We start from the raw sequence: 23,229 nt of genomic DNA on the forward strand, positions 1-23,229 counted from the left end.
CAAAACCGAAACGCGCCATGCACTGCCATGGTGCGTTTTTTTTCACCTGTTGACCATGAATGGTCTTTTAACGCGCATTGCGCCGCTTTTCCCTTCCGTTTTCATTTCTGGCACACCCCTTGCAATGTCTCCTGCGTGTTAGCTGCGGCCATTACCGAATTCTGACTGGAGGGGATCTATGAAGCTGGTTACGGTGGTAATCAAACCATTCAAACTCGAAGACGTGCGTGAAGCGTTGTCTTCAATGGGTATTCAGGGACTGACTGTCACCGAAGTGAAAGGCTTCGGTCGTCAGAAGGGTCATGCCGAGCTTTATCGCGGGGCGGAATACAGCGTTAACTTCCTGCCAAAAGTAAAAATTGATGTCGCGATTGCTGATGACCAGCTTGATGAAGTCATCGATGTGATCAGCAAAGCGGCCTATACCGGCAAAATTGGCGACGGCAAAATTTTCGTTGCCGAACTGCAGCGCGTCATTCGCATCCGTACCGGCGAATCTGACGAAGCGGCACTGTAAGTAACTCCTGGCACACAGTGATAGGGATCGAGAAAATGAAGATAGCAACAATCAAAACGGGTCTGGGTTCGCTGGCACTGCTGCCGGGCCTGGCAATGGCTGCACCTGCGGTGGCAGACAAAGCCGATAACGCCTTTATGATGATCAGCACCGCGCTGGTGCTGTTCATGTCTATTCCGGGCATCGCGCTGTTTTACGGCGGCCTGATCCGTGGCAAAAACGTTCTCTCCATGCTGACGCAGGTTGCCGTGACGTTCGCGCTGGTTTGCGTGCTGTGGGTGGTCTACGGCTACTCTCTGGCCTTCGGTGAAGGTAACGCCTTCTTCGGCAACTTCAACTGGGCCATGTTAAAAAATATTGAACTGACCGCGGTAATGGGCAGTTTCTATCAGTACATCCACGTTGCGTTCCAGGGATCGTTCGCCTGTATCACCGTGGGGCTGATTGTGGGGGCGCTGGCTGAGCGTATTCGCTTCTCTGCCGTTCTGATCTTTGTGGTGGTCTGGCTGACGCTCTCCTATGTGCCGATTGCACACATGGTCTGGGGTGGCGGTCTGCTGGCGTCGCACGGCGCGCTGGATTTCGCAGGCGGTACTGTTGTTCACATCAACGCCGCGGTAGCGGGTCTGGTGGGTGCATACCTGATTGGCAAACGCGTGGGCTTTGGCAAAGAAGCGTTCAAACCACACAATCTGCCGATGGTCTTTACCGGTACAGCAATCCTCTATTTTGGCTGGTTCGGCTTCAACGCCGGCTCTGCGAGCGCTGCTAACGAAATTGCTGCGCTGGCCTTCGTGAATACCGTGGTGGCCACGGCGGGTGCAATCCTCTCATGGGTGTTTGGTGAGTGGGCGGTACGCGGTAAACCTTCTCTGCTGGGCGCGTGCTCGGGTGCCATTGCCGGTCTGGTGGGGATCACCCCAGCATGTGGTTACGTCGGTGTCGGTGGTGCGCTGCTTGTCGGTCTGGTGTCAGGTCTGGCGGGTCTGTGGGGTGTGACAGCGCTGAAACGTCTTCTGCGCGTGGATGACCCTTGCGATGTCTTTGGTGTGCACGGCGTGTGCGGTATCGTCGGTTGTATCATGACCGGTATCTTCGCCGCGAAATCGCTGGGCGGAGTGGGTTACGCTGAGGGCGTTGACATGGTTCACCAGGTGCTGGTGCAGCTGGAAAGTATCGCCATTACCGTTGTGTGGTCTGCTGTGGTGGCCTTCATTGGCTACAAACTGGCGGACATGACTGTGGGTCTGCGCGTACCGGAAGAGCAGGAGCGCGAAGGTCTCGACGTCAACAGCCACGGCGAGAATGCGTACAACGCATAATAAACAGGAAAACGGCAATCTCCGATTGCCGTTTTTTGTGTTTATTCCCTCTCCCCGTGGGAGAGGGCCAGGATGAGGGCATCAGGCCGCACAAGGTAAAAGCAAAACGGCAATCCCTGATTGCCGTTTTTAGTGTTTATTCCCTCTCCCCGTGGGCTGAGGGAGCCCAGTAATTTTTTACCGAAAGCGACGAATGTTGTTTCAGGAAAATGAATGGCTTACAGCGATGCCCTGGTCCGGCTGTAAATCGCTGAGGCGTTTCCTGCAGGCCGGGGCGAGGCGCATGGATGCGCCGAGAGGGCGGCTTTACAGGGACGTTACATCCGCCCGTCCCCGATAAGCCGGAAGGAATAAGCCGAGGGCACCGCGAAGCGGCGATTTACCGCCGGGAGCCCGGGTCGCCAGGGCGGTGGCGATTGAGCCGCCCTGGCACGTTCACGGGTCATGCCGTTACAGAGTAGCAGGGAACATAAAGTGAACGGAATGACCTCCACAGCCGTATGTTCCCCCTCACCCCAGCCCTCTCCCAAAGGGAGAGGGGTCCGTCTGTGCAGGCATTATTTATGGGTATCCCTCAGCCCTGTGGGTGAGGGCAACATCACCCGCGATTACGCATCACCCCTTCCTGCACCGTCGAGGCGACCAGCACGCCGTCCTGCGTATAAAACTCTCCACGTACAAACCCGCGAGCGCTGGACGCCGAGGTGCTTTCCACGCTGTAGAGCAGCCAGTCATTCATGTTAAATGGACGATGGAACCACATCGAGTGATCGATCGTCGCAACCTGCATCCCTTTTTCAAGGAACCCCACGCCGTGCGGCTGCAGTGCAACCGGCAGGAAGTTAAAATCTGACGCATAGCCCAGCAGATACTGATGCACGCGGAAATCCTCTGGTACGGTGCCGTTGGCGCGGATCCAGACCTGGCGTTTCGGCTCGGCCGTATGGCCTTTCATCGGGTTATGGAATTCGACCGGGCGGATCTCCAGAGGTTTATCACAAAGGAACTTCTCTTTGACCTGCGGTGGCAGCAAGTGGGCCAGCGCGCGGGCGATATCGGTCTCCGATTTGAGATCGTCCGGCGACGGTGCCGCTGGCATCGTTTTCTGGTGCTCATAACCCGGTTCAGGTGCCTGGAAAGAGGCGGTCATGTAAAAGATGGGCTTGCCATTCTGAATGGCTGCCACGCGGCGCGCGCTAAAGCTGTTGCCGTCACGCAGCACTTCCACGTCGTACACAATGGGTTTTGCGCTATCGCCAGGACGCAGAAAATAGCTGTGAAAGGAGTGCACCAGACGGTCTGCCGGGACGGTCTCCTTGGCAGCGTACAGTGCCTGTCCGACGACCTGCCCGCCGAAGACCTGACGCAAGCCCAAATCTTCGCTCTGTCCGCGAAAGAGCCCTTCCTCAATTTTTTCCAGATTCAGTAATGTCAGCAGATTGTTCAGTGCCTGACTCATAGTTGTCCTCAATAAACGCCGTGGCGAAAGATAGGCAGAGTATAACGCAGAAATGAAAGTGGTCCGACGGGTAGAATTATCTGAATATCAGGGAGAATTTAGGCATTAATCAGTGATCTGTGCCACACTTGAATACGATATGTGTTTGAAACGACATCGGATGGGATCGATCCCGCTGGTGCATTGATGATAAGGAGACTTCAATGAAACTCGTGCCCATGCTAAGTGGTGTAGCTATTGCGGTGGCGTTGTCCGCCTGTGCAGGTAAGAGCGCCCAGGTGCCGGTGCCAGCAGCAGATCCAAATGGGATTAATACACTCTCACAGCAATCCATTCAGCAACCTAATGTTTCCGGTACTATCTGGATCAAACAGCGAGTCGCTTTACCACCGGATGCGGTATTAACGGTCACGCTGTCTGATGCTTCTCTGGCCGACGCGCCGTCGAAAGTGGTGGCCCAGCGTGCCGTTCGTACCGAAGGTAAGCAGGCACCGTTTAGCTTCGTGCTGCCGTATAACCCGGCAGACGTACAGCCGAACGCCCGTATCCTTCTGAGCGCTGCGGTAACCATCAACGGTAAGCTGGTGTTTATTACCGATACGGTTCAGGAAGCCATCAACAACGGTGGTACGAAAATCGACCTGAACCTGGTGCCGGTGCAGCAAACCGAAGTGCCGATCGCACCACAGACGAACCAACCGTCTGTACCTACCCCACCGACTCAGCTGTAATGTGTTCCCCTCTCCTTCGGGGGAGGGGGTCAATACACCCAGCGATACTTCTGCAAATCAATCTGCCCTGACCCGGACACCTGTATCCCTTCTGAAAGTAATGCCTGTCTCTGGCGCTGCAAATCCGGCCCGGTGAGCGAGATGGCACCATGACGATTCACAACCCGATGCCAGGGTAATGTACTGCCTTCAGGGAGTCGTTTTAGCACGCCACCCACCTGACGCGCCGCGCGGGGGGAGCCGGCAAGACGTGCGACGTCACCATAGGTTGTCACGTAGCCTTCCGGAATGGAGGCCACAATTTGCCACACTCGCTGTGAAAAGGAGTCGTGTTCGTCCATCAGTACACCTGTGGGGATGAGTGAAGTGTCATGTTAAACGAAGATTGCGCCGATTGCTGTGCCTGTTTGCGCAAGAAACCACCATCCGGTTGCTGGCAGCTTGCAATTGACCGTTAGCACAGGGATAATGCGCCAGCGCGTTGGGTAACAACGCTCACAATGGGGGCTCTGTTGGTTCTCCCGCAACGCTACTCTGTTCACCAGGTCAGGTCCGGAAGGAAGCAGCCAGGGCAGACGACGTGTGTGCCGGGATGTAGCTGGCAGGGCCCCCACCCATTTATGCTTCTGGCAATATCTCCCCGTTTTTTACTTCCTTCCGGCATGGCTATTCCACAGAATTAACAGGGTTTAATTCGTTGTGTAATATATATTTCATCGCGCTGAAATATTACTGTCATAAACCTGTAATAATAGACTGTCATTTTATTTCTGGGCGTCTTTTTTCTGTCATAAGTTAAAAATATATATCTGGATTACATTGTTAACATCGTGTATTAAATAAAGCACTTATTCCGAAGGGAAGTGACAATCATGGCTACTGCGGTATTAAACGTTAAGATTGACGAAGCGCTAAAAGAAAGACTTCGCCACTATGCGGAAGTGAATAACGAGAACTTAAGCGTGACCACAGAGAAGTTGCTGCTGCTGGCATTTGAAGCCGCAGACGAGGTGGGAGTATCGGAAGAGGATATTGATAATCAGCATACGGAAGAAGAGAGTGTAACGCCTTTTACTCCTAAAGAAATCAAAGCTCTACGTAAACTTCTGAAGAAGAGAAAATGAAACAACAACTATCGACCGCCAGTGACTACAAAGAAGCCTGCGATCTGTTGCGTTCAGGCTACGTGAAGCATGTCCGTCTTGGCTGGAATGTAGGAAGTGATGAGTTCTTTCGTATTGCGTCTGACTGGTGTGATACCGGCGCAAAAATAAAGAAAGACGGTGAAAGTTTTGTTATTTCACTGAAAGGTTTTCCTATTCCTCCTCAGCACTGATTCCTGACTGGTGAAAACTGCTGACTGCCGTATGACAGTCAGCAGTTTTTATTTTATGATCCACTTCAAACTTTTATATTAAACAAGACTGCGTTTTACAGACGGCGCGGTTTTATTTAATGCGAGCCAAACCGGTTTGATTCGTAGCAACGCCTGCTCAAGCTCTGCCGACTCAAGCGAGAAGGGCATGCGTAAGTAGCGGTCAAACGCACCCGATAAACCAAAGCGTGTGCCGGTTCCCAGATTAATCCCCAGCATTTCTGCACGTGCGGCGAGCTGTGTCGCCAGCATGCCCGGCAGCTCGATCCAGTAGGATAGCCCGCCTTCCGCCTCCTGAAACCGCCACTGGGGAAAATGTTCGCGCAGCAGTTCACCGCAGCGGTCGCGTCGCTCCTTCAGTATTTTCCGGCGCGCAGGCAGAAATGTCTCGCTATTGTTGATGAGCCACAGCGTGGCCAGCTGTTCCAGCAGCGGCGAGCCTAAATCCAGCGTATCCCGCGTCTGGGCAAGTGTGGCAATGGTGCGCGACGAGGCGCGGATCCAGCCGAGGCGCAGCCCACCCCAGAAACTTTTTCCCGCCGAACCCAGGGTGATCACCGTAGCCTGCGAATTAAACGACGCCAGCGGCGGCGGGGGCGGTGCTTCAAACCAGAGATCGACCATCGTTTCATCGACCACCAGCGTGGTACGGGTGCGAGCGGCAATGTCGGTTATTGCCTGACGGGTGGCGATATCCATGCATCGCCCTGTTGGATTGTGAAAATCCGGCATCAGGTACGCCAGGCGCGGTGCTGTCTGCGCAAGTGTGGCGGCAAAGCCATCCGTATCCCAGCCGCTTTCCGGCAGCGACACGCCCACCGGCCGACACGATGCTCCCTGGATGGCTGCAATCGCCAGCGGATAGGTGGGATGATCGACCACGACGCGATCGCCCGGGCCGGCCATCATCCGCAGTACCAGTGCAAAACCGCTGACGGCACCATTAACCACCATCACTTCGTCTGCGCGGGTCGGCAGCCCGCGTGCGGTATAGCGAGCGGCAATGGCGTCGCGCAGAGCCGCCAGGCCGAGCTGATCGTAACCGGTCAGCGCGAGGTGCTGGGTGATCGCGGTGAGCGCCCAGGTGTAAGCCTGGTGGATCTCTGGCCCGGCATTCAGGGCGGCAGTGGAGAGATCCAGCGCTGCGCTTGCCGCTGAAAGCGTCGGTATGGCACGGGTATCGGGCAGGATCACGCGTGAACCGCTGCCGTGGCGGCTCTCCAGATACCCTTCTTCTCGCAGATGGGCCAGCGCGCTGCTGATGGTCGTCCGGCTTACATCTAACGCCGTGGCCAGTTCACGTTCACCGGGCAGGCGCGTGCTCAACGCCAGCCTGCCGTCGAGGATCAGCAGGCGCAACGCGTCGGCCAGCTGTCGCCAGAGCGGGGTTCGGGACGGGGTTTGTTGCCAGTGGCCCAAAAGGCGAACCAGCGACTGACTTCCGAAACGGCGTGATGACATATGCAGTCCACTATTTGAAAACTGGACATTAATCATAGTGCCATTTTCGAACAAGATGAAAGCCTGGTTCACTGGAGAAGCTAAAATGGTACGTCGTCTGCTGCAACTGTACGTAGGTTTAGGCCTGTATGGGCTTTCAACCGCGATGTTTATTCGTTCGGATCTGGGGGTTGACCCGTGGGATGTGTTTCACCTTGGGGTGGGATTACAGCTGGGGATGACCATCGGTACGGTGATTATTTTGACCGGCGCTACGGTGCTGCTGCTGTGGATCCCGCTGCGTCAGACGCCTGGGCTGGGAACGCTCAGTAACGTAGTCTGTATTGGCCTGGCGGCGGATGCCTCGATGGCCCTTATCCCCGAGCTGGATCTTCTCCCCATTCGGATTGCTCTGCTGGTTGGGGGCATTGTGCTGAACGCGATAGCAACCGGTATGTATATCGGTGCCGGGTTCGGGGCGGGCCCACGCGATGGACTGATGACCGGCATTCACGCCCGGCTGGGGTGGTCAATCCGCAGCGTTCGAACCTCAATTGAAGTGAGTGTTCTGCTGATTGGCTGCGTCCTTGGCGGAACGTTTGGCGTCGGGACGGTACTGTATGCCCTGACCATCGGCCCGCTTATCCAGCTCTGTTTGCCGTGGTTCCGTCAGAAGCCGCGTACGGATAACGTTCCTCAGCCAGAGCGGGTTGTTTAATTTTGCGAAGCGCTCACAGGTATTAATGGCCGCGCTGTGCCACAATAGACGGCTCTGTTAACACCAGGCCGGAATGCATGAAAGCCATTACCCTCTATGATGTTGCCCTCCTTGCGGGGGTGTCTTATCAAACCGTTTCCCGTGTGATTAACGACGCGGAGCATGTTTCTGCCCGGACACGGGAAAAGGTGCAGCAGGCCATGGCGGAGCTGCACTATGTTCCTAACCGTGGCGCGCAGCAGCTGGCGGGCAAGCGCACCCGTACGCTGGGACTGATCACTACCGATCTGGCGCTGCATGCGCCTTCGCAAATTGTCTCTGCGGTCAAATCCCGGGCGGTAGAAAAGGGGGCGAGCGTACTGATCTCAATGGTGGAACATCCGCAACAGTGCCAGGCCGCGCTTCAGGAGCTGCTGGCGCAGCGCGTGGAAGCCCTGCTGGTGAACGTGCCGCTTGACGATCCCCACGCCGAACAACTCAAGGCACTGGCGTCGCCCGTGCCGGTGCTGTTTCTGGATGTCTCTCCGTCGGCAGCGGTCAACAGCCTGGTGTTCAATGCTGAACAGGGCGCTCGTCTGGGCGTTGAACATTTGCTGTCGCTCGGGCATCAGCGTATTGCATTGCTGAGTGGGCCGGAAAGCTCTGTTTCCGCTCGTGCCCGTCTGGCGGCATGGAAAGCCGCGCTGGCGGAAGCTGGCCTTGAGGCGGCGGCGGTGGCCTACGGCGACTGGAGCGCAGCCTGCGGTTATGAGAAGGGGCATGCGCTGTTGTCTGCTGCAACGTTACCGGATGCCATTCTGGTGGCTAACGATCAAATGGCGCTGGGGGTGATGCGGGCCTGCGCGGAAAAAGGGGTGACGATCCCGGGCCAGATATCGATTGTGGGATTTGACGATACCGCCGACAGCGCCTGGTTTTCACCTCCGCTTACCACCATCCGTCAGGCATTTCGCGAGGCAGGTGAACAAAGTGTGGAGTGGCTGCTGGCTCCCGCCCGCCATGAAGCCTGCTGGCAGGTTCAGTTGCCCGTCACGTTGATTAGCCGACAATCCAGTGCCCGTCGCACCCCGCAGCAGGCCGATCGTGAGGATCTTGCGCAGCAGCTCAGAAGCCTGGCCCTGCTGGCAGAGCAACTTGCTCGCCAGTAACACTTTTGTGATCTGACTCGCTACACGGCGATCCCACGCTTTACCGCGGCAGTTTGCCAGGGCATGTTGAGTAAAATTGTGAGCGCTTCGCAAAGAGGAAAACATGTCCAATACTGTCTCACTGACTCTCAGCGCACTTCTGGCCCGTCGGGACTGGGAAAATCCCGGCGTCACCCAGTGGAACCGGCTGGAGGCGCATGCGCCATTTCACAGCTGGCGTAATGAACACGCCGCCAGAGAGGACGCGGCATCCATCAGCCGACGTTCCCTGAATGGGGAGTGGCGATTTAGCTTCTTTTCTGCACCTGAGCAGGTTCCGCAGGCATGGACAGGCGAAGATTGCCCGGATGCCGTTGCGATGCCGGTGCCGTCAAACTGGCAGATGCAGGGGTTTGATACACCTGTTTACACCAACGTCACCTATCCCATTCCCGTCAATCCGCCCTTTGTTCCGGCAGAGAATCCGGTCGGTTGTTACTCGCTCACATTTGAAGTGGAGGACGCGTGGCTCGAGGGCGGGCAAACCCGCATTATCTTTGATGGCGTGAACTCGGCGTTTCATCTCTGGTGCAACGGTCAGTGGGTGGGGTATTCCCAGGACAGCCGTCTGCCGGCCGAATTCGATCTCTCGGGCGTATTGCGTGCTGGCCAGAACCGCCTGGCCGTGATGGTTTTGCGCTGGTGCGATGGAAGCTATCTGGAAGATCAGGACATGTGGCGCATGAGCGGGATTTTCCGCGATGTGTCGCTGCTGCATAAGCCGGAGACGTACATCGCGGATTATCATGTGGCCACCGACCTCAATGCGGAGCTGGATCGCGCCGTGCTGAAGGTGGATGTCGCCCTGGCGGGCGCTCACTTTACGGAGTGCGAGGTGGCAATAACGCTCTGGCGCAACGGTGAACGCTGTGCCAGCGCCACCCGGCAGCCAGGCTCGGCCATTGTGGATGAACGCGGCAACTGGGCCGAGCGGTTGACGGTGGCGATCCCGGTTGCATCACCCGCCTTATGGAGTGCTGAGACCCCAGCGCTTTATCGGCTGACGATCGCACTGCTGGACCCGCAGGGTGAGGTGCTGGAGATTGAAGCCTGTGATGTGGGCTTCCGCCGCGTTGAAATCAGCAATGGCCTGCTGAAGCTCAACGGCAAGCCACTACTGATCCGCGGGGTCAACCGGCATGAACATCACCCGGAAAACGGCCAGGTGATGGACGAAGCGACGATGCGTCGCGATATCGAAATCATGAAGCAGCACAACTTCAACGCCGTGCGCTGCTCGCACTACCCGAACCATCCTCTGTGGTACCGGCTTTGCGATCGCTACGGCCTGTATGTGGTTGACGAGGCCAATATCGAAACCCACGGCATGGTGCCGATGAGTCGTCTCGCTGACGATCCCCGCTGGCTGCCCGCCATGAGCGAGCGCGTGACCCGCATGGTGCAACGCGATCGTAATCATCCGTCCATTATCATCTGGTCGCTGGGCAATGAGTCTGGTCACGGTGCAAACCACGACGCGCTGTATCGCTGGCTAAAAACCGCCGATCCGACGCGCCCGGTTCAATATGAAGGCGGTGGGGCGAACACGGCGGCGACCGATATTATTTGTCCGATGTATGCCCGTGTTGATCAGGATCAGCCGTTCCCGGCGGTGCCGAAATGGTCCATTAAAAAATGGATCGGGTTGCCGGATGAAACCCGACCGCTGATCCTCTGCGAATACGCCCACGCAATGGGCAACAGCTTTGGCGGCTTCGCCAGATACTGGCAGGCGTTTCGTAGCCATCCACGTCTGCAGGGAGGATTTGTCTGGGACTGGGTCGACCAGGCGCTGACGAAGAAAGATGAAAATGGCACCCCGTTCTGGGCCTACGGCGGCGATTTTGGTGATACACCCAATGACCGACAGTTCTGCCTTAACGGGCTGGTGTTCCCCGATCGCACGCCGCACCCGGCACTGTATGAGGCTCAGCGCGCGCAGCAGTTCTTTACCTTTACGCGGGTAAGCACTTCTCCGCTGGTGGTGGACGTGCAAAGCGATTACCTGTTCCGTCATACGGATAACGAGCTGCTCAGATGGTCGGTGACCCGTGACGGAACGGTGCTGGCTAAGGGGGAGGTTACGCTCTCCATCGCGCCTCAGGAGACTCAGCGTCTGGACATCTCGCTGCCCGCGCTGACGGCGGAGCCGGGCGAGGTCTGGCTGAATGTAGAGGTGTACCAGCTGAAGGCGACGCCGTGGTCACCGGAAAACCATCGCTGCGCGTGGGATCAATGGCCACTCCCGGCACCGTTGTTTATCGCCCCGCCCGCACCGGTGGGTGTGCCGCCGGTACTGACGCAAACCGATGAGATGCTGACCCTGACGCACCAGCAGCAGCGATGGATAGTTGACCGTACCTCAGGACACCTGACGCAGTGGCTGAACAATGGCGTTGAAACGCTGCTCTCGCCGCTGACGGATAACTTTACCCGCGCGCCGCTGGACAATGATATCGGGGTCAGCGAGGCCACGCGTATCGATCCAAATGCATGGGTGGAGCGCTGGAAGGCGGCGGGGATGTACGACGTCACCCCGCGGTTGCTGCGTTGTGAAGGAGAGCAGCATGCCCGCGAGGCGGTAGTCACGACGCTGCATGCCTGGGAACATCTCGGCAAAGCGCTGTTCCTGAGCCGTAAAGTCTGGCGAGTGGATGATCAGGGTGTGCTGCACGGTGAGGTTGAGGTAGAGGTTGCGTCTGATATTCCGGAGCCTGCGCGTATTGGCCTGAGCATGCATCTTGCCCGGCCGCCGGAAGCCGTTCACTGGCTGGGGCTGGGGCCGCATGAAAACTACCCGGACAGAAAGCTGGCAGCACAGCAGGGACGCTGGACGTTGCCGCTGCAGGCAATGCATACGCCGTACATCTTCCCGACGGAAAACGGCTTGCGGTGCGATACCCGTGAACTGGTGCTGGGGACGCATCAGTTGAACGGGCAGTTCCATTTCTCCGTGAGCCGCTACAGCCAGCAACAGCTGCGTGAGACAACCCATCACCATCTGCTGCGTGACGAGCCGGGGTATTGGCTCAATCTTGATGCGTTCCATATGGGCGTGGGTGGAGATGACTCCTGGAGCCCCAGCGTCTCGCCGGAATTTATCCTGCAAAATCGTCAGCTTCGCTATCGCTTTAGCTGGCGTCAGAACCTCAACTGACCTTAGGTGGCGGCCACGCGTTGGCCGCCTGGTTCAGGCCAGGATACCGCCTAACCCGTGCAGGATCATGTAACCCCCCACCAGGATAATCAGTGCCGCAGAGAACCACGGTGCTTTGCGTGAAAACTCGCTGAACCCCGGCCAGCGTTTTGTGGCATGTTTAAGGCTTAATGCGGCAATCGCGCCCGATGCCACCAGCGTTAACGCCAGACCAATACTGAAGCTAAATACCAGCGTGGCGCCCAGGGCAAAGTGCTTGAGCTGCAGGCAGATCAGCAGGACGGTGATTGACGCCGGGCAGGGGATCAACCCGCCGGTCAGCCCAAACATCGCAATTTGCCCGGTGGTGACGTTTTGTCCGTTAAAACGACGATTGATATCCTGCGCATGGGCGCGCTGGTGGGCGTCTTGCCACTCCTCTGCAACCAGTTGATGTTCATGGTGGTGATGATCATGATGGCGGTCATGGTCATGGTCATGGTCATGGTGGTGATGATGATCGTGCGGCTGATTCTCCTTCCAGGTACGCCACGCCATCCACAGCGCGATCAAAACGATCAATACCCCAGAGATAAGCTGGAACCAGGGTTCAGAGGTTTGCGCATCCCAGCCGCGACCAAACCATAATCCCGCCATGGCAATGATCCAGACTACCGCGGTATGGGAAAGCGTGGCCGCCAGCCCCAACAATACCGCCTGTTTCAGCGTGCCACGGATCGCCACAATAAAGGCTGCCATCATTGTTTTAGAGTGGCCCGGCTCAAGACCATGCAGGGCACCGAGCAGGATCGCGCTGGGAATGAATAGCCATGCGTTGCCCTGTTGCAGAAGAGAAGCAAAATCGTTCATTACAAAATCCGCTCTGGAAAAGGTGCGCAGATAGTACTCCCCCCCAGTAGTTGAATACTACCCCCCAGTAGAAATATACTCAGGGGGAGTAGGGCGTGTTATGCTTTATCCGCCAGAAGAAGAAGGATGCAGAGATGTCACATACGGTTCGTCACAAGAAGATGTTATTGACTCGCCTGAAGAAAATTCAGGGACAGAGCACCGCGCTGGAAAAAATGCTCAGTAACGACGAGCATGAGTGTGCTGAGGTATTACAGCAGCTGGCCGCGATCCGCGGTGCGGTGAATGGCATGATGCTGCAGGTGATCGAAGGCCATTTAACCGATCACGTCGTCAAAGAGCCTGAGGAAGATCAGCGTGAGGCCGATCTTGGCGTGGTTTTACAGGTGATCAAATCTTATCTGAAGTAGAAGGGGCGTTAAGGTTATTTTCTGCCCATGCCATAAATTCCGCTTTTGGCAGCGCCTTACTGTAGTACCAGCCTTGCCCGTATTGCACGCCGTGACGGTGCAGCCAGGCGAGCTGCCCTGCGGTTTCCACGCCCTCAGCAACCATCGCCAGCTTCAGTGATTTCGCCATTTCTATAATGTGTGGCGTTACGTTTTTGTACTCCAGCGCATCCACGAACGACTTATCAATTTTCAGCGTGTCGACGTCCAGATCCTGCAGATAGCTCAGGCTGGAATAGCCCGTGCCAAAATCATCGATGTAAATAGCGTGGCCCGAACGGCGAAAAGCGGCGATGGCCGGTGCGCTGATTTTGGGATCGGCAAAGCCGCGTTCGGTTAATTCAAGCGCTATCTGTTCCGGGCGGACTTGCCATTTATTGAGTAGCTGGCTCAGAAGCGGTGGCAGCTTGCCGGAGGTTAAATCTGCAGGCGCGAGGTTGACGGAGATATGCTGATCGGCATGGAGATGCAGCCAGTTGCCCATATCCTCGAACACTTTTTCGATCACCAGATGCGTGAGGCGCGAGATAAGCCCCGTTTGTTCCGCCAGCGGGACGAAACTCTCAGGCGACAGGCTACTCCCGTCAGGCTGAGGCCAGCGCGTTAGCGCCTCTGCGCCCACTATTTTCCCGCTACAGAGCGCCACAATAGGCTGGTAGTAAACCTCGAATTCGCGGTTATTGATGGCATCAAGCAGGCGGTTACGCGGTGACTGGATGCGACGCAATATCCGCAGAACAAACAGGGCGGCAAGCAGGCTTATCAGCATGCCAAACGGCAGCCAGAAAAGGAGTTGCCGGTGCCAGGTTTCCGCCAGCGGTTTCAGCGCAGCCCATGCAACAACGTTTATTCCCAGCTCCGGTACGGGCTTCATGACGTACATTGCACCGTTGTACTCAACACTGACCATCTCCTGATCTTTAATCATGTCGCGGATGTGCGGATCCAGTTTGCTGCTGCTGGAGAACACGAGATGTGTTGCGTTCGCTACCAGGGCGGCATCGATAGAAATATCGGCGAAGGGGATCACATCCACCAGCGAGGCGGGATCGACCAGTACAAGATAATGTCCTTGCCCCAGCACGGCCATGTTGCGGTTGAAACCGAGTTCATTTGGCCTCGTAAGCCACGCGCTATAGCCATCTTCCGTAATGCGCATGGGCGGCGGGAACGCAGTTGCTTTGCTGACCTGTTCCAGCGACGAGCACAGCGGTTTAAGGTTATCGGTGTAGATCACTTCCTGAACATAGAGCCACGAGAAGGCGATCCGGCGCATTTCCCGTAAATGCAAATGGCTACAGGGAGGGCCTTTAAAGGTCTGCAGCTGCGTGAGTGCTTCCTTGGCCTGCCCAACAACCCTGTCCGTACGCAACAGCACGCGTGAGGCATAGCTGTCCAGCGCATCGACAAATTTTTCTTCCGCCTGGCGATGCGCCAGCCAGATACTGAGGCAAATCGGTATCAGCACAGAAAAGATCAGTATGCCAGTCACCAGGCTGACCAGATGTCGGGTTTTCATGCTGCTGTGTCCTTCCTCATATGCCCACTCCAGGGCACTGAGACGCTTGCCAGAGGAGAAAGTTTTTACCGCGAAATGATATAGTTATAGCACGTGAGCGTCATGGTTTTCGTTCCGCAGCAGCGAAATCAAAAAATATCGTCGGAAATGTGATGCACTTTCGGGGGTTGTTTTTACCGCAGAGCCTGGATATTATTTTGTTATGTTATAACAAAACATGAGTGATTCACGATGAAACCCAATATCCATCCAGCCTATCGCACCGTGGTGTTTCACGACACCAGTGCCAATGAATACTTTAAAGTTGGTTCAACCATCAAGACTGACCGCGAAATTGAACTCGACGGTGAAACCTATCCTTACATCACCATCGAGGTCTCTTCAAAATCGCATCCGTTTTATACCGGCAAACAGAAAACCTTCTCGACGGATGGCAGCGCGGCGCGCTTCCGTAAACGTTTTGGCGGCTTTCTTAATGCGAAGCGGGGGTGATCATGCAGGTACTTAACTCGTTGCGGAGTGCGAAACAGCGTCACCCGGATTGCCAGATAGTCAAACGTAAGGGACGCCTGTATGTGATTTGCAAATCAAACCCGCGCTTTAAAGCGGTGCAGGGACGTAAAAAAAGACGCTAGACGCCCGTTTCACGCCAGCTTTCCAGGGATCTTTTCTGTTTGCCATCGGCAGTAAAATTGTCGGTGGCAAGCCAGCTTTCAAAGGCGCTCGCCAGCGCTGGCCACTCTTTGTCGATAATCGAAAACCAGTCCGTATCCCGGTTATGGCCTTTGATGACCAGCGCCTGGCGAAAACGCCCCTCAAACAAAAAGCCCAGACGCAGCGCAGCCTTGCGGGAAGGCTCGTTCAGGCTGTTGCACTTCCACTCATAACGCCGGTAGCCCAGAGTATCGAACACGTATTGCATCAGCAGAAACTGCGCTTCGGTAGACATTGGCGTGCGGCTCAACAGCGGGGAGAAATGAACGTGTCCCACCTCCACAACGCCATTTTTAGGGTCGATACGCATCAGGGCCAGGGTTCCCACCGGGGAGCGGGTCTGATTATCGAAGACGGTAAAGTGTATCGGGTCTGATAATTCACTCACGCTTGCCACCCATGCGGCAAATTCTCCTGCCGTGGCATCGGGTTCACGCAGAAGCCATGTCCAGCTTCGGGTATCCCCGGCGAGCGAATAAGCGGCAAACAGCGCACCGGCATGCTCCACCTGCAGCGGCTCAAGCCAGCAGTAGCGGCCCTGAAGGACCACCCGGGAAGGGTGCTGACGGGGCTGCCAGTCGATTAGCGGTTCGCCCACCGGCTGCCCAAACTGATTGAAAGTATTCATCTTCATCTCCGTGACGTTGTAAAGAGTTCCAGACTAGTGAAGTAGTGGTTCCTTAAAAAGTACCAACAGGCTATGTTTTGGTGGTACCACGAGGAGGGGCGATGAATATTCCAGGCGATGAACTGTATACCTTGCTGAATACGGCGCTGAAAAACCGCGGACAAGAGACGCTGCAGCGCACGCTTTATCTTTCATTGCGGGAGTACATATTGTCCGGCAGGTTACAGTCCGGTAGTCGCCTGTCTGGTTCCAGAACGCTGGCCGGGCATCTCTCCCTTTCCCGAAACACCGTTAATGGGGCACTGGAACAGCTCACCCTCGAAGGGTATCTGTTGCGTAGCCGCCAGGGAACGCGGGTGGCACCGCTGGCGGCCCGTCAGCTCGCGCAGGATTTACCGGCACCTGCGGTTGCGCTTGCCGGGCGGGTTAGCGCACTGCCTGCCCCTGTACCGCGTAGCACGCCGGTTCTGGCCTTTACGCCGGGGACACCGGCCATCAACTATTTTCCCTTGCCGCTCTGGCGGCGCCTGTACGATCGCGTGTTGCGGGAGGAGGGAAGTGCCCTGTTGGGCTACGGCGATCCCGCCGGGGAACCTGCTTTGCGGGCGGCCATTGCCCGCCACCTTGCGCTTTCCCGCGGGATTGACTGCGACGCCAGCCAGATTGTGATCACCGAAGGCGCACTGGAAGGTGTGAACCTCTGCACCCTGCTATTGAGTGAGCCGGGCGATGTTGCCTGGGTGGAAGATCCCGGCTATGCCGGCGCAAAAAGCGCCTTTGTGAAAGCGGGTTTAGCCATAACGGGAATACCGGTTGATGGAGAGGGCATGTGCTGGGAAGGAACAGAGGCGCCGTCCCCTTCGCTTATTTTTACTTCACCTTCACATCAGTTTCCCTACGGAAGTGTCCTCAGCGCGCGGCGGCGTCTGGCGTTACTGGATGTGGCGCGACAACATAACGCCTGGATTATCGAGGATGATTACGACAGTGAGTTTCGTTATAGCGGTGAGCCGGTACCGGCGATGCTGGGAATGATTAACCATGCGCCCGTTGTTTATCTGGGAACATTCAGCAAAACGTTATTCCCGTCGCTCAGAATGGGGTTTATGGTTTTCCCCCCAGCGCTGGCGAAAGCGGCACGCCCGGCCATCGGTTCGTTATTGCGCGGCGGGCATCGCGCCGAGCAGCGTACCCTGGCGCTGTTCATTGAAGAGGGTCACTATGCCCGCCATTTGGCAGCCATGCGTCGTCTCTATCGTAAACGCTACCGGCAGCTGCGTGAGGCTCTGAATGCGGAGCTTCATGTACCACACCGGATTCTGGCGGGGGAAGGGGGCATGCATCTGACGGTGGCGATTGACGGAATCGACGACAGGCAACTGGTGGAACAGGCCAGGGCGTATCAGCTGGCTCCAGCGGCATTGAGCGGGTATTACCTTGATACAAAACAGGGGCAGAGCGGTCTGGTATTAGGCTACGGAAACACATCCGCTTCACTGTATGCGTCGGCTATCCGACGCATACAAATACTGATCACGCAACAGCAGGGCGGGAAAGGGTAAAGACATCATAGAAAGAGAGCTGGCCTTTGGTTGAGACCATTTTTTGCAGTTTCTCTTTTTGTTCGGTTTCTACTGCAGGGGAGTGCAGAATGCTGTCGATCAGCTCCGGCGGGACAAAACGGGTGTTGTACCACTCGCCGTTGTAGCAGACCCGGAAATCGAGCACGTCGATATCTTCATAACGATAGCGCGGATGCACGTCAAAAAAGAAAAACGCGTTAAATACCACAAACAGCACCACAAGCAGCCAGACGGAGTCCACCAGCGTTTCGGATTTCAGCATGACAATCAGCGTTGCCAGCCAGGCGGCATACATTGCGACAAACAGGCCTGGATGTTTGCGAATAAAGCTAATGCTAAAGCGCGGGCGATTATCGCGCTTTTCGCGGATGTTGAGATCGTCGATGGTGGCGGTAAGCAGGCGCTGTATTTCGGTCATTTTTTGCCTTCATGATTGTTGAATACAGGGGATCTGCCTATTTTAGGGGAGCCATTTGACTGAAAAAAGTAACAGTTATGTGCTGAAAGACCATAACAGTTGACTCCCCACACCCTCACAGCATTTTGATAATTTTCGCCGGATTACCCCCGACGACGGCATTGGCCGGAACATCTTTTGTCACCACAGCGCCGGAGGCAATCACCACATTATCCCCCACCGTGACGCCCGGGTTAATCACCGCTCGTCCGCCGATCCAGACATTATTGCCAATGCGCACGGGTTTACCGTATTCCACTCCGCTGTTGCGTTCTTCGGCATCCAGCGGGTGGGTGGCCGTATAAATATGCACGCCAGGCGCGAGCATACAGTTATCACCAATATGAATAGGGCAGACATCGAGCATCACGCAGTCGAAGTTAGCGTAAAATTCTTTGCCCAGGAAAATGTTATAGCCATAGTCACAACGGAAAGCTGGCTCAATATAAGCCCCTTCACTTTGCCCCAGCAGTTCCGCCAGAATCTTCTGGCGTTCTGTTTTCTCATCGGGGGCGGAGTGGTTATAGCGGTGAACCAGATGGCGGGCGCGCAGTCGGTCGGCCCGTAATGTTTCATCACCAGGACGGTAATGTTCACCCGCAATCATTTTCTGTTTTTCTACGCTCATAGGATGCCTCTCTGGGTTCGATTACCGCAGGGTAATCGGGATAAGCCAGGAAGGGAACGTTCCCGAAAAGCGCGTGTGACTAAAGTCACAACATTGTTGCTAATGATCACGTTTTACACGGAGACCTGGCTTTAACACCGGGATCGTAATTCGAAAGGTATAAACAACTAAGAGAGTGGCGTAGAACCTCTACAGACACACTTCAACAACTAACGGACAAATTTCCACACGGAAGGCGGGATTTTGTCATACAGTTTATTCATGGTCAGCTCGGCAAGGCGATGGTCAGCGGCTGAATAAAATACGGTCAGTTCATTATCAGAAAGCTCGTATTTATTTTTTTCAATCACGCGTTCGAGTGTGTCAATTGACTGACAACGTCGTAAGCGCATCAAATAATCGGTTTTTGTGAGTGGTTTATCAGACATAAATTCACCTTAGTCATTGTAATAATTTTAACAGGAAAGGCTAACCGGGTTAGCTCTGCTCACGTTGACGAAACAGCGGAATAGCCGGTTTCCAGATTTACGCCATTTCTGCAAATCCTGCGCGTTAATGCCGTAGCTGCTGAACAACATAAAGGTGTCATCCAGGTATTCGTCAATTTGCTCAATCAGTTTATTATCTTCATTGTACTTAATTTTATAATTAAGTGCGAAGGTCGCGATATGCTCTATCAACTCATTCAATTGCAAATTGATGGCCGATGTTGGATCGTTCACCCAGCCATGATTACTTTCATCAAGATTGGCAAGGCAGTCATGGTACAAGGATTCGCAGAGAAATTTCAACTGCGCGATATCATGCCTTTTTGGCGAGTACTCGTCCATAGCGCATCCCCTTCTGAGTGATTTCTTACTCACCGAACATCATTGTCGGGATGGATACAACCTACTTAGCTCTACGGGTGCTGTGCTCCTGTTCACTCTAACTATAAGCCACTCTGATCAGGATTTCACCGCGCTATTACGAAAAATTACAATTAAAATCAGAGTCTGCGAGCGTTTACGCAATAGTACATCCTAAGATGAACACTTTTATCCAAATTAACGCTGGTTTTTTTTCGCTTCCTTACGTTTCATTGATTTAGCGTAAACACGCGGAAAAAGTCCGGATTCAGAATTTTCTTTGTATGGACTTGTTATTAGGAATATTCCTAATAAGTTAAGCGGCGAAATGGAATTAAAACAATCCTGAGTTCGCCCATTAAGTTTTCTGCTAATTATGATATGCCTTTTAAACATGGCATAAAATAAATAAAACGACAATAAGCGTATTTTATGATTTTTTTCAGAAATGAAAAAGGCCGCTAATGCGGCCTTTTTATCATGTGAAACCGGTATCAGTGAGGTTCTACCGAATGACTGTGTTCAATATCTTCATTCTTCCGGCTGAAGCGGCGGCGAACCACCACAAAGAACACCGGTACGAAGAAGATAGCCAGTACGGTCGCGGTGATCATACCGCCCATTACCCCGGTACCTACCGCGTTCTGTGCACCGGAACCCGCACCAGAGCTGATAACCAGCGGCAGTACCCCGAGGATAAATGCCAGTGAGGTCATCAGAATAGGGCGCAGACGCATACGAACAGCTTCAAGCGTGGCTTCGATCAGGCCTTTACCTTCTTTCTCCATCAGATCTTTGGCGAATTCGACGATAAGTATCGCGTTCTTCGCCGACAAGCCAATGGTTGTCAGCAGGCCTACCTGGAAGTACACGTCGTTGGTCAGCCCACGGAACGTTGCAGCCAGCAGCGCACCGATAACCCCCAATGGCACGACCAGCATAACGGAGAACGGAATTGACCAGCTCTCATACAGTGCCGCCAGACACAGGAACACCACAATCAGTGAAATGGCGTACAGAGCAGGGGCCTGGTTACCGGACAGACGTTCCTGATAGGACATACCGGTCCAGTCATAGCCAATACCCGCAGGCAGTTTGCTGGCTAACTCTTCCATCAGGTTCATGGCTTCACCGGTGCTTCGACCCGGCGCGGCTTGCCCCAGAATTTCCATGGATGGCAGCCCGTTATAACGTTCCAGACGCGGTGAACCGTATTCCCAGCGCGACGTCGAGAAGGCTGAGAACGGCACCATCTGGCCATCGCTGCCGCGAACGTACCAGTTGTTGATATCGTTCGGCAACATACGGTATTGCGCTTCAGACATCACGTACACTTTCTTCACACGACCGCGGTCGATGAAGTCGTTAACGTAGCTACCGCCCCAGGCTGCGCCCAGTGTGGTATTGATGTCGCTGATGGATACACCCAGCGCCTGCGCTTTCTCCTGGTCGATGTCGATCTTGTACTGCGGCGTATCTTCCAGGCCGTTAGGACGCACGCCGACCAGCAGGTCAGGGTGTTTAGCCACTTCGCCAAACAGCTGGTTACGCGCCTGAGTCAGTTTCTCGTGGCCCAGACCGCCCTGGTCAATCAGCTGGAAGTCGAAACCGGTCGCCGTACCCAGTTCAACGATCGCTGGCAGGTTAAAGGCGAAGACCATCGCATCTTTAATCTGCGAGAAGGTGCCCATTGCACGGCCGGTGATCGCTTCAACCTTGTTCTCTTCGCCCGGACGTTCGGACCAGTCTTTCAGTGAAACGAAGGCGATACCGGTGTTTTGGCCACGACCCGCAAAGCCAAAGCCGTTAACCGCGAACACGGATTCAACGTTCGCTTTTTCTTTGGTGAGGTAGTAGTCCGTCACTTCATCCAGCACTTTCTGGGTACGTTCTTGCGATGCACCCGCCGGAAGCTGCGCCATCGTCAGGAATACGCCCTGGTCTTCATCTGGCAGGAACGAGCTTGGCAGACGAACGAACAGATAGGCCATGCCCACCACGATGATGATATAGAGCAGCAGATAACGACCGGTGCTGCGCAGAATGTTCCCTACGCTGTCGGTATAGTGGTGCGTACTCTTATCAAACATGCGGTTAAACCAGCCGAAGAACCCTTTGTGCTCGCCGTGACCGCCTTTCTGAATCGGTTTCAGCATGGTTGCACACAGCGCAGGCGTCAGGATCAACGCCACCAGCACCGACAGCGCCATCGCAGAAACGATAGTGATGGAGAACTGACGGTAAATCGCACCGGTAGAGCCCCCGAAGAAGGCCATCGGAATAAATACGGCGGACAGCACCATCGCGATACCGACCAGCGCGCCCTGGATCTGGCCCATGGATTTACGGGTTGCTTCCTTCGGCGGCAGACCTTCTTCCGCCATGACGCGCTCGACGTTTTCTACCACCACGATGGCGTCATCCACCAGCAAGCCGATGGCGAGCACCATCCCGAACATCGTCAGGGTGTTTATCGAGTAGCCAAATATTGCCAGTATGGCGAAGGTTCCGAGCAAGACGACCGGTACGGCGATGGTTGGAATCAGCGTCGCGCGGAAGTTCTGCAGGAACAGATACATCACCAGGAAGACCAGGATGATCGCTTCTACCAGGGTTTTAACCACTTCGTGAATCGAAATTTTAACGAATGGCGTGGTGTCATACGGATAAACGATCTTCAGACCTGACGGGAAGAACGGTTCCATCTTCTTCAGTTCTGCACGGATAGCCGTTGCGGTGTCCAGGGCGTTAGCACCGGTCGCCAGTTTGATACCCAGACCGGAAGCCGGTTTACCGTTAAACTTCGCAATGATGTCGTAGTTTTCGCCACCCAACTCCACTTTTGCCACGTCACGCAGGCGAACCTGCGAACCGTCCTGATTCACTTTCAGCAGAATTTTGCTGAATTCATCGGCGGAGGTCAGACGGGTTTGCGCGATGATAGACGCGTTAAGCTGCTGGCCTTTCACCGGCGGCGTACCGCCTAACTGACCGGCTGCAACCTGGGCGTTCTGAGCTTTAATGGCGTTGATGACGTCAACCGGCGTCAGCTGGAAGTTGTTCAGTTTGTTCGGGTCCATCCAGATACGCATCGCGTACTGGGAACCAAACAGCTGAACGTCACCCACACCTGAAGTACGGCTGATGGCGTCCTTCATGTTGGCGCCCACGTAGTCGGAAATATCCTCCTGCGTCATGGTGCCGTTGGTGTTGATAACGCCAACAACCATCAGGAAGCTACTGGACGATTTCTCGACGCTCACACCCTGCTGTTGTACTTCCTGCGGCAGCAGCGGCATCGCCAGCTGCAGTTTGTTCTGCACCTGAACCTGCGCGATGTCAGCATCAGTACCAGACTCGAAGGTCAGGGTGATCTGAACCGTACCGGTGGAGTCACTGTTTGAGGACATGTACATCAGGTTATCGATACCGTTCATGTTCTGTTCGATAACCTGCGTAACGGTATCCTGCACCGTTTTCGCATCCGCCCCCGGGTAGGTTGCGGAGATCGTCACCGCCGGTGGCGCAATGGTCGGATATTGCGCAACAGGCAGCTTCAGGATCGCAAGTCCCCCGGCCAGCATGATAATAATGGCGATCACCCATGCGAATATGGGGCGATCGATAAAGAAATTAGGCATGTCTTAA

The 23,229-nt window shown here is 55.2% G+C and carries 23 protein-coding genes and 1 other RNA gene; 13 read left to right on the forward strand and 11 right to left on the reverse strand.

The window, feature by feature from the left end; all coding sequences use genetic code 11:
- Positions 1-178 precede the first annotated feature (178 nt).
- Positions 179-517, forward strand: a complete 339-nt coding sequence (gene glnK / locus ACOTZF_RS15465; protein WP_008503304.1) for a P-II family nitrogen regulator — start codon at positions 179-181, stop codon at positions 515-517.
- Positions 518-552: 35 nt separating this feature from the next.
- Positions 553-1,839: an ammonium transporter AmtB gene (amtB, locus tag ACOTZF_RS15470; protein WP_013095872.1), complete on the forward strand. Its 1,287-nt coding sequence runs from the start codon at positions 553-555 to the stop codon at positions 1,837-1,839.
- Positions 1,840-2,437: 598 nt separating this feature from the next.
- Here amtB and tesB read toward each other — a convergent pair.
- Positions 2,438-3,298 (reverse strand): acyl-CoA thioesterase II, encoded by an 861-nt coding sequence (tesB, locus tag ACOTZF_RS15475; RefSeq protein WP_013095873.1) that lies wholly within the window; start codon positions 3,296-3,298, stop codon positions 2,438-2,440.
- A 203-nt stretch (positions 3,299-3,501) separates the two neighbouring features.
- Between tesB and ACOTZF_RS15480 the strand changes: the two genes are divergently transcribed.
- Positions 3,502-4,029 carry a YbaY family lipoprotein gene (locus ACOTZF_RS15480; protein WP_013095874.1) on the forward strand — a complete coding sequence of 176 codons (528 nt, stop codon included), beginning with the start codon at positions 3,502-3,504 and terminating at the stop codon, positions 4,027-4,029.
- Between the two features lie 29 nt (positions 4,030-4,058).
- On the opposite strand, the gene ACOTZF_RS15485 is transcribed toward ACOTZF_RS15480, so the two are convergent.
- On the reverse strand, positions 4,059-4,370 hold the full coding sequence (locus tag ACOTZF_RS15485) for an MGMT family protein (protein ID WP_038982772.1): 312 nt from the start codon (positions 4,368-4,370) through the stop codon (positions 4,059-4,061).
- A gap of 169 nt (positions 4,371-4,539) precedes the next feature.
- On the opposite strand from ACOTZF_RS15485, the gene ffs reads away from it, so the two are divergent.
- From ffs to ACOTZF_RS15500, 3 genes are all read left to right on the forward strand, one after another.
- An RNA gene (gene ffs, locus ACOTZF_RS15490) (signal recognition particle sRNA small type) lies at positions 4,540-4,636 on the forward strand.
- A gap of 265 nt (positions 4,637-4,901) precedes the next feature.
- A complete protein-coding gene (locus ACOTZF_RS15495; RefSeq protein ID WP_020686138.1) occupies positions 4,902-5,153 on the forward strand; it encodes a hypothetical protein in 252 nt (83 codons plus the stop codon).
- Entirely contained in the window at positions 5,150-5,365 is a 216-nt protein-coding gene (locus ACOTZF_RS15500; RefSeq protein ID WP_013095877.1) for a hypothetical protein, read from the forward strand. The genes ACOTZF_RS15495 and ACOTZF_RS15500 overlap by 4 nt, the downstream gene beginning before the upstream one ends.
- A 78-nt stretch (positions 5,366-5,443) precedes the next feature.
- Here ACOTZF_RS15500 and ACOTZF_RS15505 read toward each other — a convergent pair whose 3' ends face one another.
- Positions 5,444-6,865 carry a PLP-dependent aminotransferase family protein gene (locus ACOTZF_RS15505; RefSeq protein WP_038982775.1) on the reverse strand — a complete coding sequence of 474 codons (1,422 nt, stop codon included), beginning with the start codon at positions 6,863-6,865 and terminating at the stop codon, positions 5,444-5,446.
- An 85-nt stretch (positions 6,866-6,950) separates the two neighbouring features.
- Between ACOTZF_RS15505 and ACOTZF_RS15510 the strand changes: the two genes are divergently transcribed.
- From ACOTZF_RS15510 to ACOTZF_RS15520, 3 genes are all read left to right on the forward strand, one after another.
- Positions 6,951-7,562, forward strand: coding sequence for a YczE/YyaS/YitT family protein (locus tag ACOTZF_RS15510; protein ID WP_038982777.1), 612 nt, complete (start codon positions 6,951-6,953; stop codon positions 7,560-7,562).
- A gap of 77 nt (positions 7,563-7,639) precedes the next feature.
- Positions 7,640-8,710 carry a LacI family DNA-binding transcriptional regulator gene (locus ACOTZF_RS15515; RefSeq protein ID WP_020686140.1) on the forward strand — a complete coding sequence of 357 codons (1,071 nt, stop codon included), beginning with the start codon at positions 7,640-7,642 and terminating at the stop codon, positions 8,708-8,710.
- Positions 8,711-8,813: 103 nt separating this feature from the next.
- The gene (locus ACOTZF_RS15520; RefSeq protein WP_129317918.1) at positions 8,814-11,906 is read left to right on the forward strand and encodes a beta-galactosidase; all 3,093 of its coding nucleotides are present in this window, start codon (positions 8,814-8,816) and stop codon (positions 11,904-11,906) included.
- Positions 11,907-11,939: 33 nt separating this feature from the next.
- On the opposite strand, the gene ACOTZF_RS15525 is transcribed toward ACOTZF_RS15520, so the two are convergent.
- Complete coding sequence (locus tag ACOTZF_RS15525; RefSeq protein WP_040021522.1) at positions 11,940-12,755, reverse strand: nickel/cobalt efflux protein RcnA; 816 nt, start codon at positions 12,753-12,755, stop codon at positions 11,940-11,942.
- A gap of 134 nt (positions 12,756-12,889) precedes the next feature.
- On the opposite strand from ACOTZF_RS15525, the gene ACOTZF_RS15530 reads away from it, so the two are divergent.
- Positions 12,890-13,165, forward strand: a complete 276-nt coding sequence (locus tag ACOTZF_RS15530; RefSeq protein ID WP_014830896.1) for a metal/formaldehyde-sensitive transcriptional repressor — start codon at positions 12,890-12,892, stop codon at positions 13,163-13,165.
- Here ACOTZF_RS15530 and ACOTZF_RS15535 read toward each other — a convergent pair.
- Positions 13,146-14,723 (reverse strand): EAL domain-containing protein, encoded by a 1,578-nt coding sequence (locus ACOTZF_RS15535; RefSeq protein WP_421636117.1) that lies wholly within the window; start codon positions 14,721-14,723, stop codon positions 13,146-13,148. The two genes, ACOTZF_RS15530 and ACOTZF_RS15535, sit on opposite strands and share 20 nt — an antisense overlap.
- A gap of 231 nt (positions 14,724-14,954) precedes the next feature.
- On the opposite strand from ACOTZF_RS15535, the gene ACOTZF_RS15540 reads away from it, so the two are divergent.
- Both ACOTZF_RS15540 and ykgO read left to right on the forward strand, forming a co-directional pair.
- Positions 14,955-15,215: a type B 50S ribosomal protein L31 gene (locus ACOTZF_RS15540; RefSeq protein ID WP_006176933.1), complete on the forward strand. Its 261-nt coding sequence runs from the start codon at positions 14,955-14,957 to the stop codon at positions 15,213-15,215.
- A 2-nt stretch (positions 15,216-15,217) separates the two neighbouring features.
- The gene (ykgO, locus tag ACOTZF_RS15545; RefSeq protein ID WP_003859006.1) at positions 15,218-15,358 is read left to right on the forward strand and encodes a type B 50S ribosomal protein L36; all 141 of its coding nucleotides are present in this window, start codon (positions 15,218-15,220) and stop codon (positions 15,356-15,358) included.
- On the opposite strand, the gene ACOTZF_RS15550 is transcribed toward ykgO, so the two are convergent.
- Positions 15,355-16,065, reverse strand: coding sequence for a GNAT family N-acetyltransferase (locus ACOTZF_RS15550; protein ID WP_129252901.1), 711 nt, complete (start codon positions 16,063-16,065; stop codon positions 15,355-15,357). The two genes, ykgO and ACOTZF_RS15550, sit on opposite strands and share 4 nt — an antisense overlap.
- 101 nt (positions 16,066-16,166) lie before the next feature.
- On the opposite strand from ACOTZF_RS15550, the gene ACOTZF_RS15555 reads away from it, so the two are divergent.
- Complete coding sequence (locus ACOTZF_RS15555; protein WP_048970693.1) at positions 16,167-17,627, forward strand: PLP-dependent aminotransferase family protein; 1,461 nt, start codon at positions 16,167-16,169, stop codon at positions 17,625-17,627.
- Here ACOTZF_RS15555 and ACOTZF_RS15560 read toward each other — a convergent pair.
- The 5 genes from ACOTZF_RS15560 to acrB form a co-directional block, all read right to left on the reverse strand.
- Positions 17,599-18,066 (reverse strand): YlaC family protein, encoded by a 468-nt coding sequence (locus ACOTZF_RS15560; protein ID WP_013095887.1) that lies wholly within the window; start codon positions 18,064-18,066, stop codon positions 17,599-17,601. The genes ACOTZF_RS15555 and ACOTZF_RS15560 overlap by 29 nt on opposite strands.
- Positions 18,067-18,181: 115 nt before the next feature.
- On the reverse strand, positions 18,182-18,733 hold the full coding sequence (gene maa, locus ACOTZF_RS15565; protein WP_013095888.1) for a maltose O-acetyltransferase: 552 nt from the start codon (positions 18,731-18,733) through the stop codon (positions 18,182-18,184).
- 209 nt (positions 18,734-18,942) lie between these two features.
- Entirely contained in the window at positions 18,943-19,161 is a 219-nt protein-coding gene (locus ACOTZF_RS15570) for an HHA domain-containing protein (RefSeq protein WP_013095889.1), read from the reverse strand.
- Positions 19,162-19,188: 27 nt separating this feature from the next.
- The gene (gene tomB, locus ACOTZF_RS15575; RefSeq protein ID WP_008499288.1) at positions 19,189-19,563 is read right to left on the reverse strand and encodes an Hha toxicity modulator TomB; all 375 of its coding nucleotides are present in this window, start codon (positions 19,561-19,563) and stop codon (positions 19,189-19,191) included.
- 512 nt (positions 19,564-20,075) lie between these two features.
- The gene (gene acrB / locus ACOTZF_RS15580; protein WP_013095890.1) at positions 20,076-23,222 is read right to left on the reverse strand and encodes a multidrug efflux RND transporter permease subunit AcrB; all 3,147 of its coding nucleotides are present in this window, start codon (positions 23,220-23,222) and stop codon (positions 20,076-20,078) included.
- Positions 23,223-23,229 lie beyond the last annotated feature (7 nt).

This window comes from Enterobacter cloacae complex sp. SHL021, from assembly GCF_049237765.1.
GTDB classification, from domain to species: Bacteria; Pseudomonadota; Gammaproteobacteria; order Enterobacterales; family Enterobacteriaceae; genus Enterobacter; species Enterobacter cloacae.

Bases quoted from the DNA above. Each gene is read 5' to 3' on its own strand.
- glnK (WP_008503304.1), top strand. From the start codon at position 179: ATGAAGCTGGTTACGGTGGTAATCAAACCATTCAAACTCGAAGACGTG.
- amtB (WP_013095872.1), top strand. From the start codon at position 553: ATGAAGATAGCAACAATCAAAACGGGTCTGGGTTCGCTGGCACTGCTG.
- tesB (WP_013095873.1), bottom strand. From the start codon at position 3,298: ATGAGTCAGGCACTGAACAATCTGCTGACATTACTGAATCTGGAAAAA.
- ACOTZF_RS15480 (WP_013095874.1), top strand. From the start codon at position 3,502: ATGAAACTCGTGCCCATGCTAAGTGGTGTAGCTATTGCGGTGGCGTTG.
- ACOTZF_RS15485 (WP_038982772.1), bottom strand. From the start codon at position 4,370: ATGGACGAACACGACTCCTTTTCACAGCGAGTGTGGCAAATTGTGGCC.
- ACOTZF_RS15495 (WP_020686138.1), top strand. From the start codon at position 4,902: ATGGCTACTGCGGTATTAAACGTTAAGATTGACGAAGCGCTAAAAGAA.
- ACOTZF_RS15500 (WP_013095877.1), top strand. From the start codon at position 5,150: ATGAAACAACAACTATCGACCGCCAGTGACTACAAAGAAGCCTGCGAT.
- ACOTZF_RS15505 (WP_038982775.1), bottom strand. From the start codon at position 6,865: ATGTCATCACGCCGTTTCGGAAGTCAGTCGCTGGTTCGCCTTTTGGGC.
- ACOTZF_RS15510 (WP_038982777.1), top strand. From the start codon at position 6,951: ATGGTACGTCGTCTGCTGCAACTGTACGTAGGTTTAGGCCTGTATGGG.
- ACOTZF_RS15515 (WP_020686140.1), top strand. From the start codon at position 7,640: ATGAAAGCCATTACCCTCTATGATGTTGCCCTCCTTGCGGGGGTGTCT.
- ACOTZF_RS15520 (WP_129317918.1), top strand. From the start codon at position 8,814: ATGTCCAATACTGTCTCACTGACTCTCAGCGCACTTCTGGCCCGTCGG.
- ACOTZF_RS15525 (WP_040021522.1), bottom strand. From the start codon at position 12,755: ATGAACGATTTTGCTTCTCTTCTGCAACAGGGCAACGCATGGCTATTC.
- ACOTZF_RS15530 (WP_014830896.1), top strand. From the start codon at position 12,890: ATGTCACATACGGTTCGTCACAAGAAGATGTTATTGACTCGCCTGAAG.
- ACOTZF_RS15535 (WP_421636117.1), bottom strand. From the start codon at position 14,723: ATGAAAACCCGACATCTGGTCAGCCTGGTGACTGGCATACTGATCTTT.
- ACOTZF_RS15540 (WP_006176933.1), top strand. From the start codon at position 14,955: ATGAAACCCAATATCCATCCAGCCTATCGCACCGTGGTGTTTCACGAC.
- ykgO (WP_003859006.1), top strand. From the start codon at position 15,218: ATGCAGGTACTTAACTCGTTGCGGAGTGCGAAACAGCGTCACCCGGAT.
- ACOTZF_RS15550 (WP_129252901.1), bottom strand. From the start codon at position 16,065: ATGAATACTTTCAATCAGTTTGGGCAGCCGGTGGGCGAACCGCTAATC.
- ACOTZF_RS15555 (WP_048970693.1), top strand. From the start codon at position 16,167: ATGAATATTCCAGGCGATGAACTGTATACCTTGCTGAATACGGCGCTG.
- ACOTZF_RS15560 (WP_013095887.1), bottom strand. From the start codon at position 18,066: ATGACCGAAATACAGCGCCTGCTTACCGCCACCATCGACGATCTCAAC.
- maa (WP_013095888.1), bottom strand. From the start codon at position 18,733: ATGAGCGTAGAAAAACAGAAAATGATTGCGGGTGAACATTACCGTCCT.
- ACOTZF_RS15570 (WP_013095889.1), bottom strand. From the start codon at position 19,161: ATGTCTGATAAACCACTCACAAAAACCGATTATTTGATGCGCTTACGA.
- tomB (WP_008499288.1), bottom strand. From the start codon at position 19,563: ATGGACGAGTACTCGCCAAAAAGGCATGATATCGCGCAGTTGAAATTT.
- acrB (WP_013095890.1), bottom strand. From the start codon at position 23,222: ATGCCTAATTTCTTTATCGATCGCCCCATATTCGCATGGGTGATCGCC.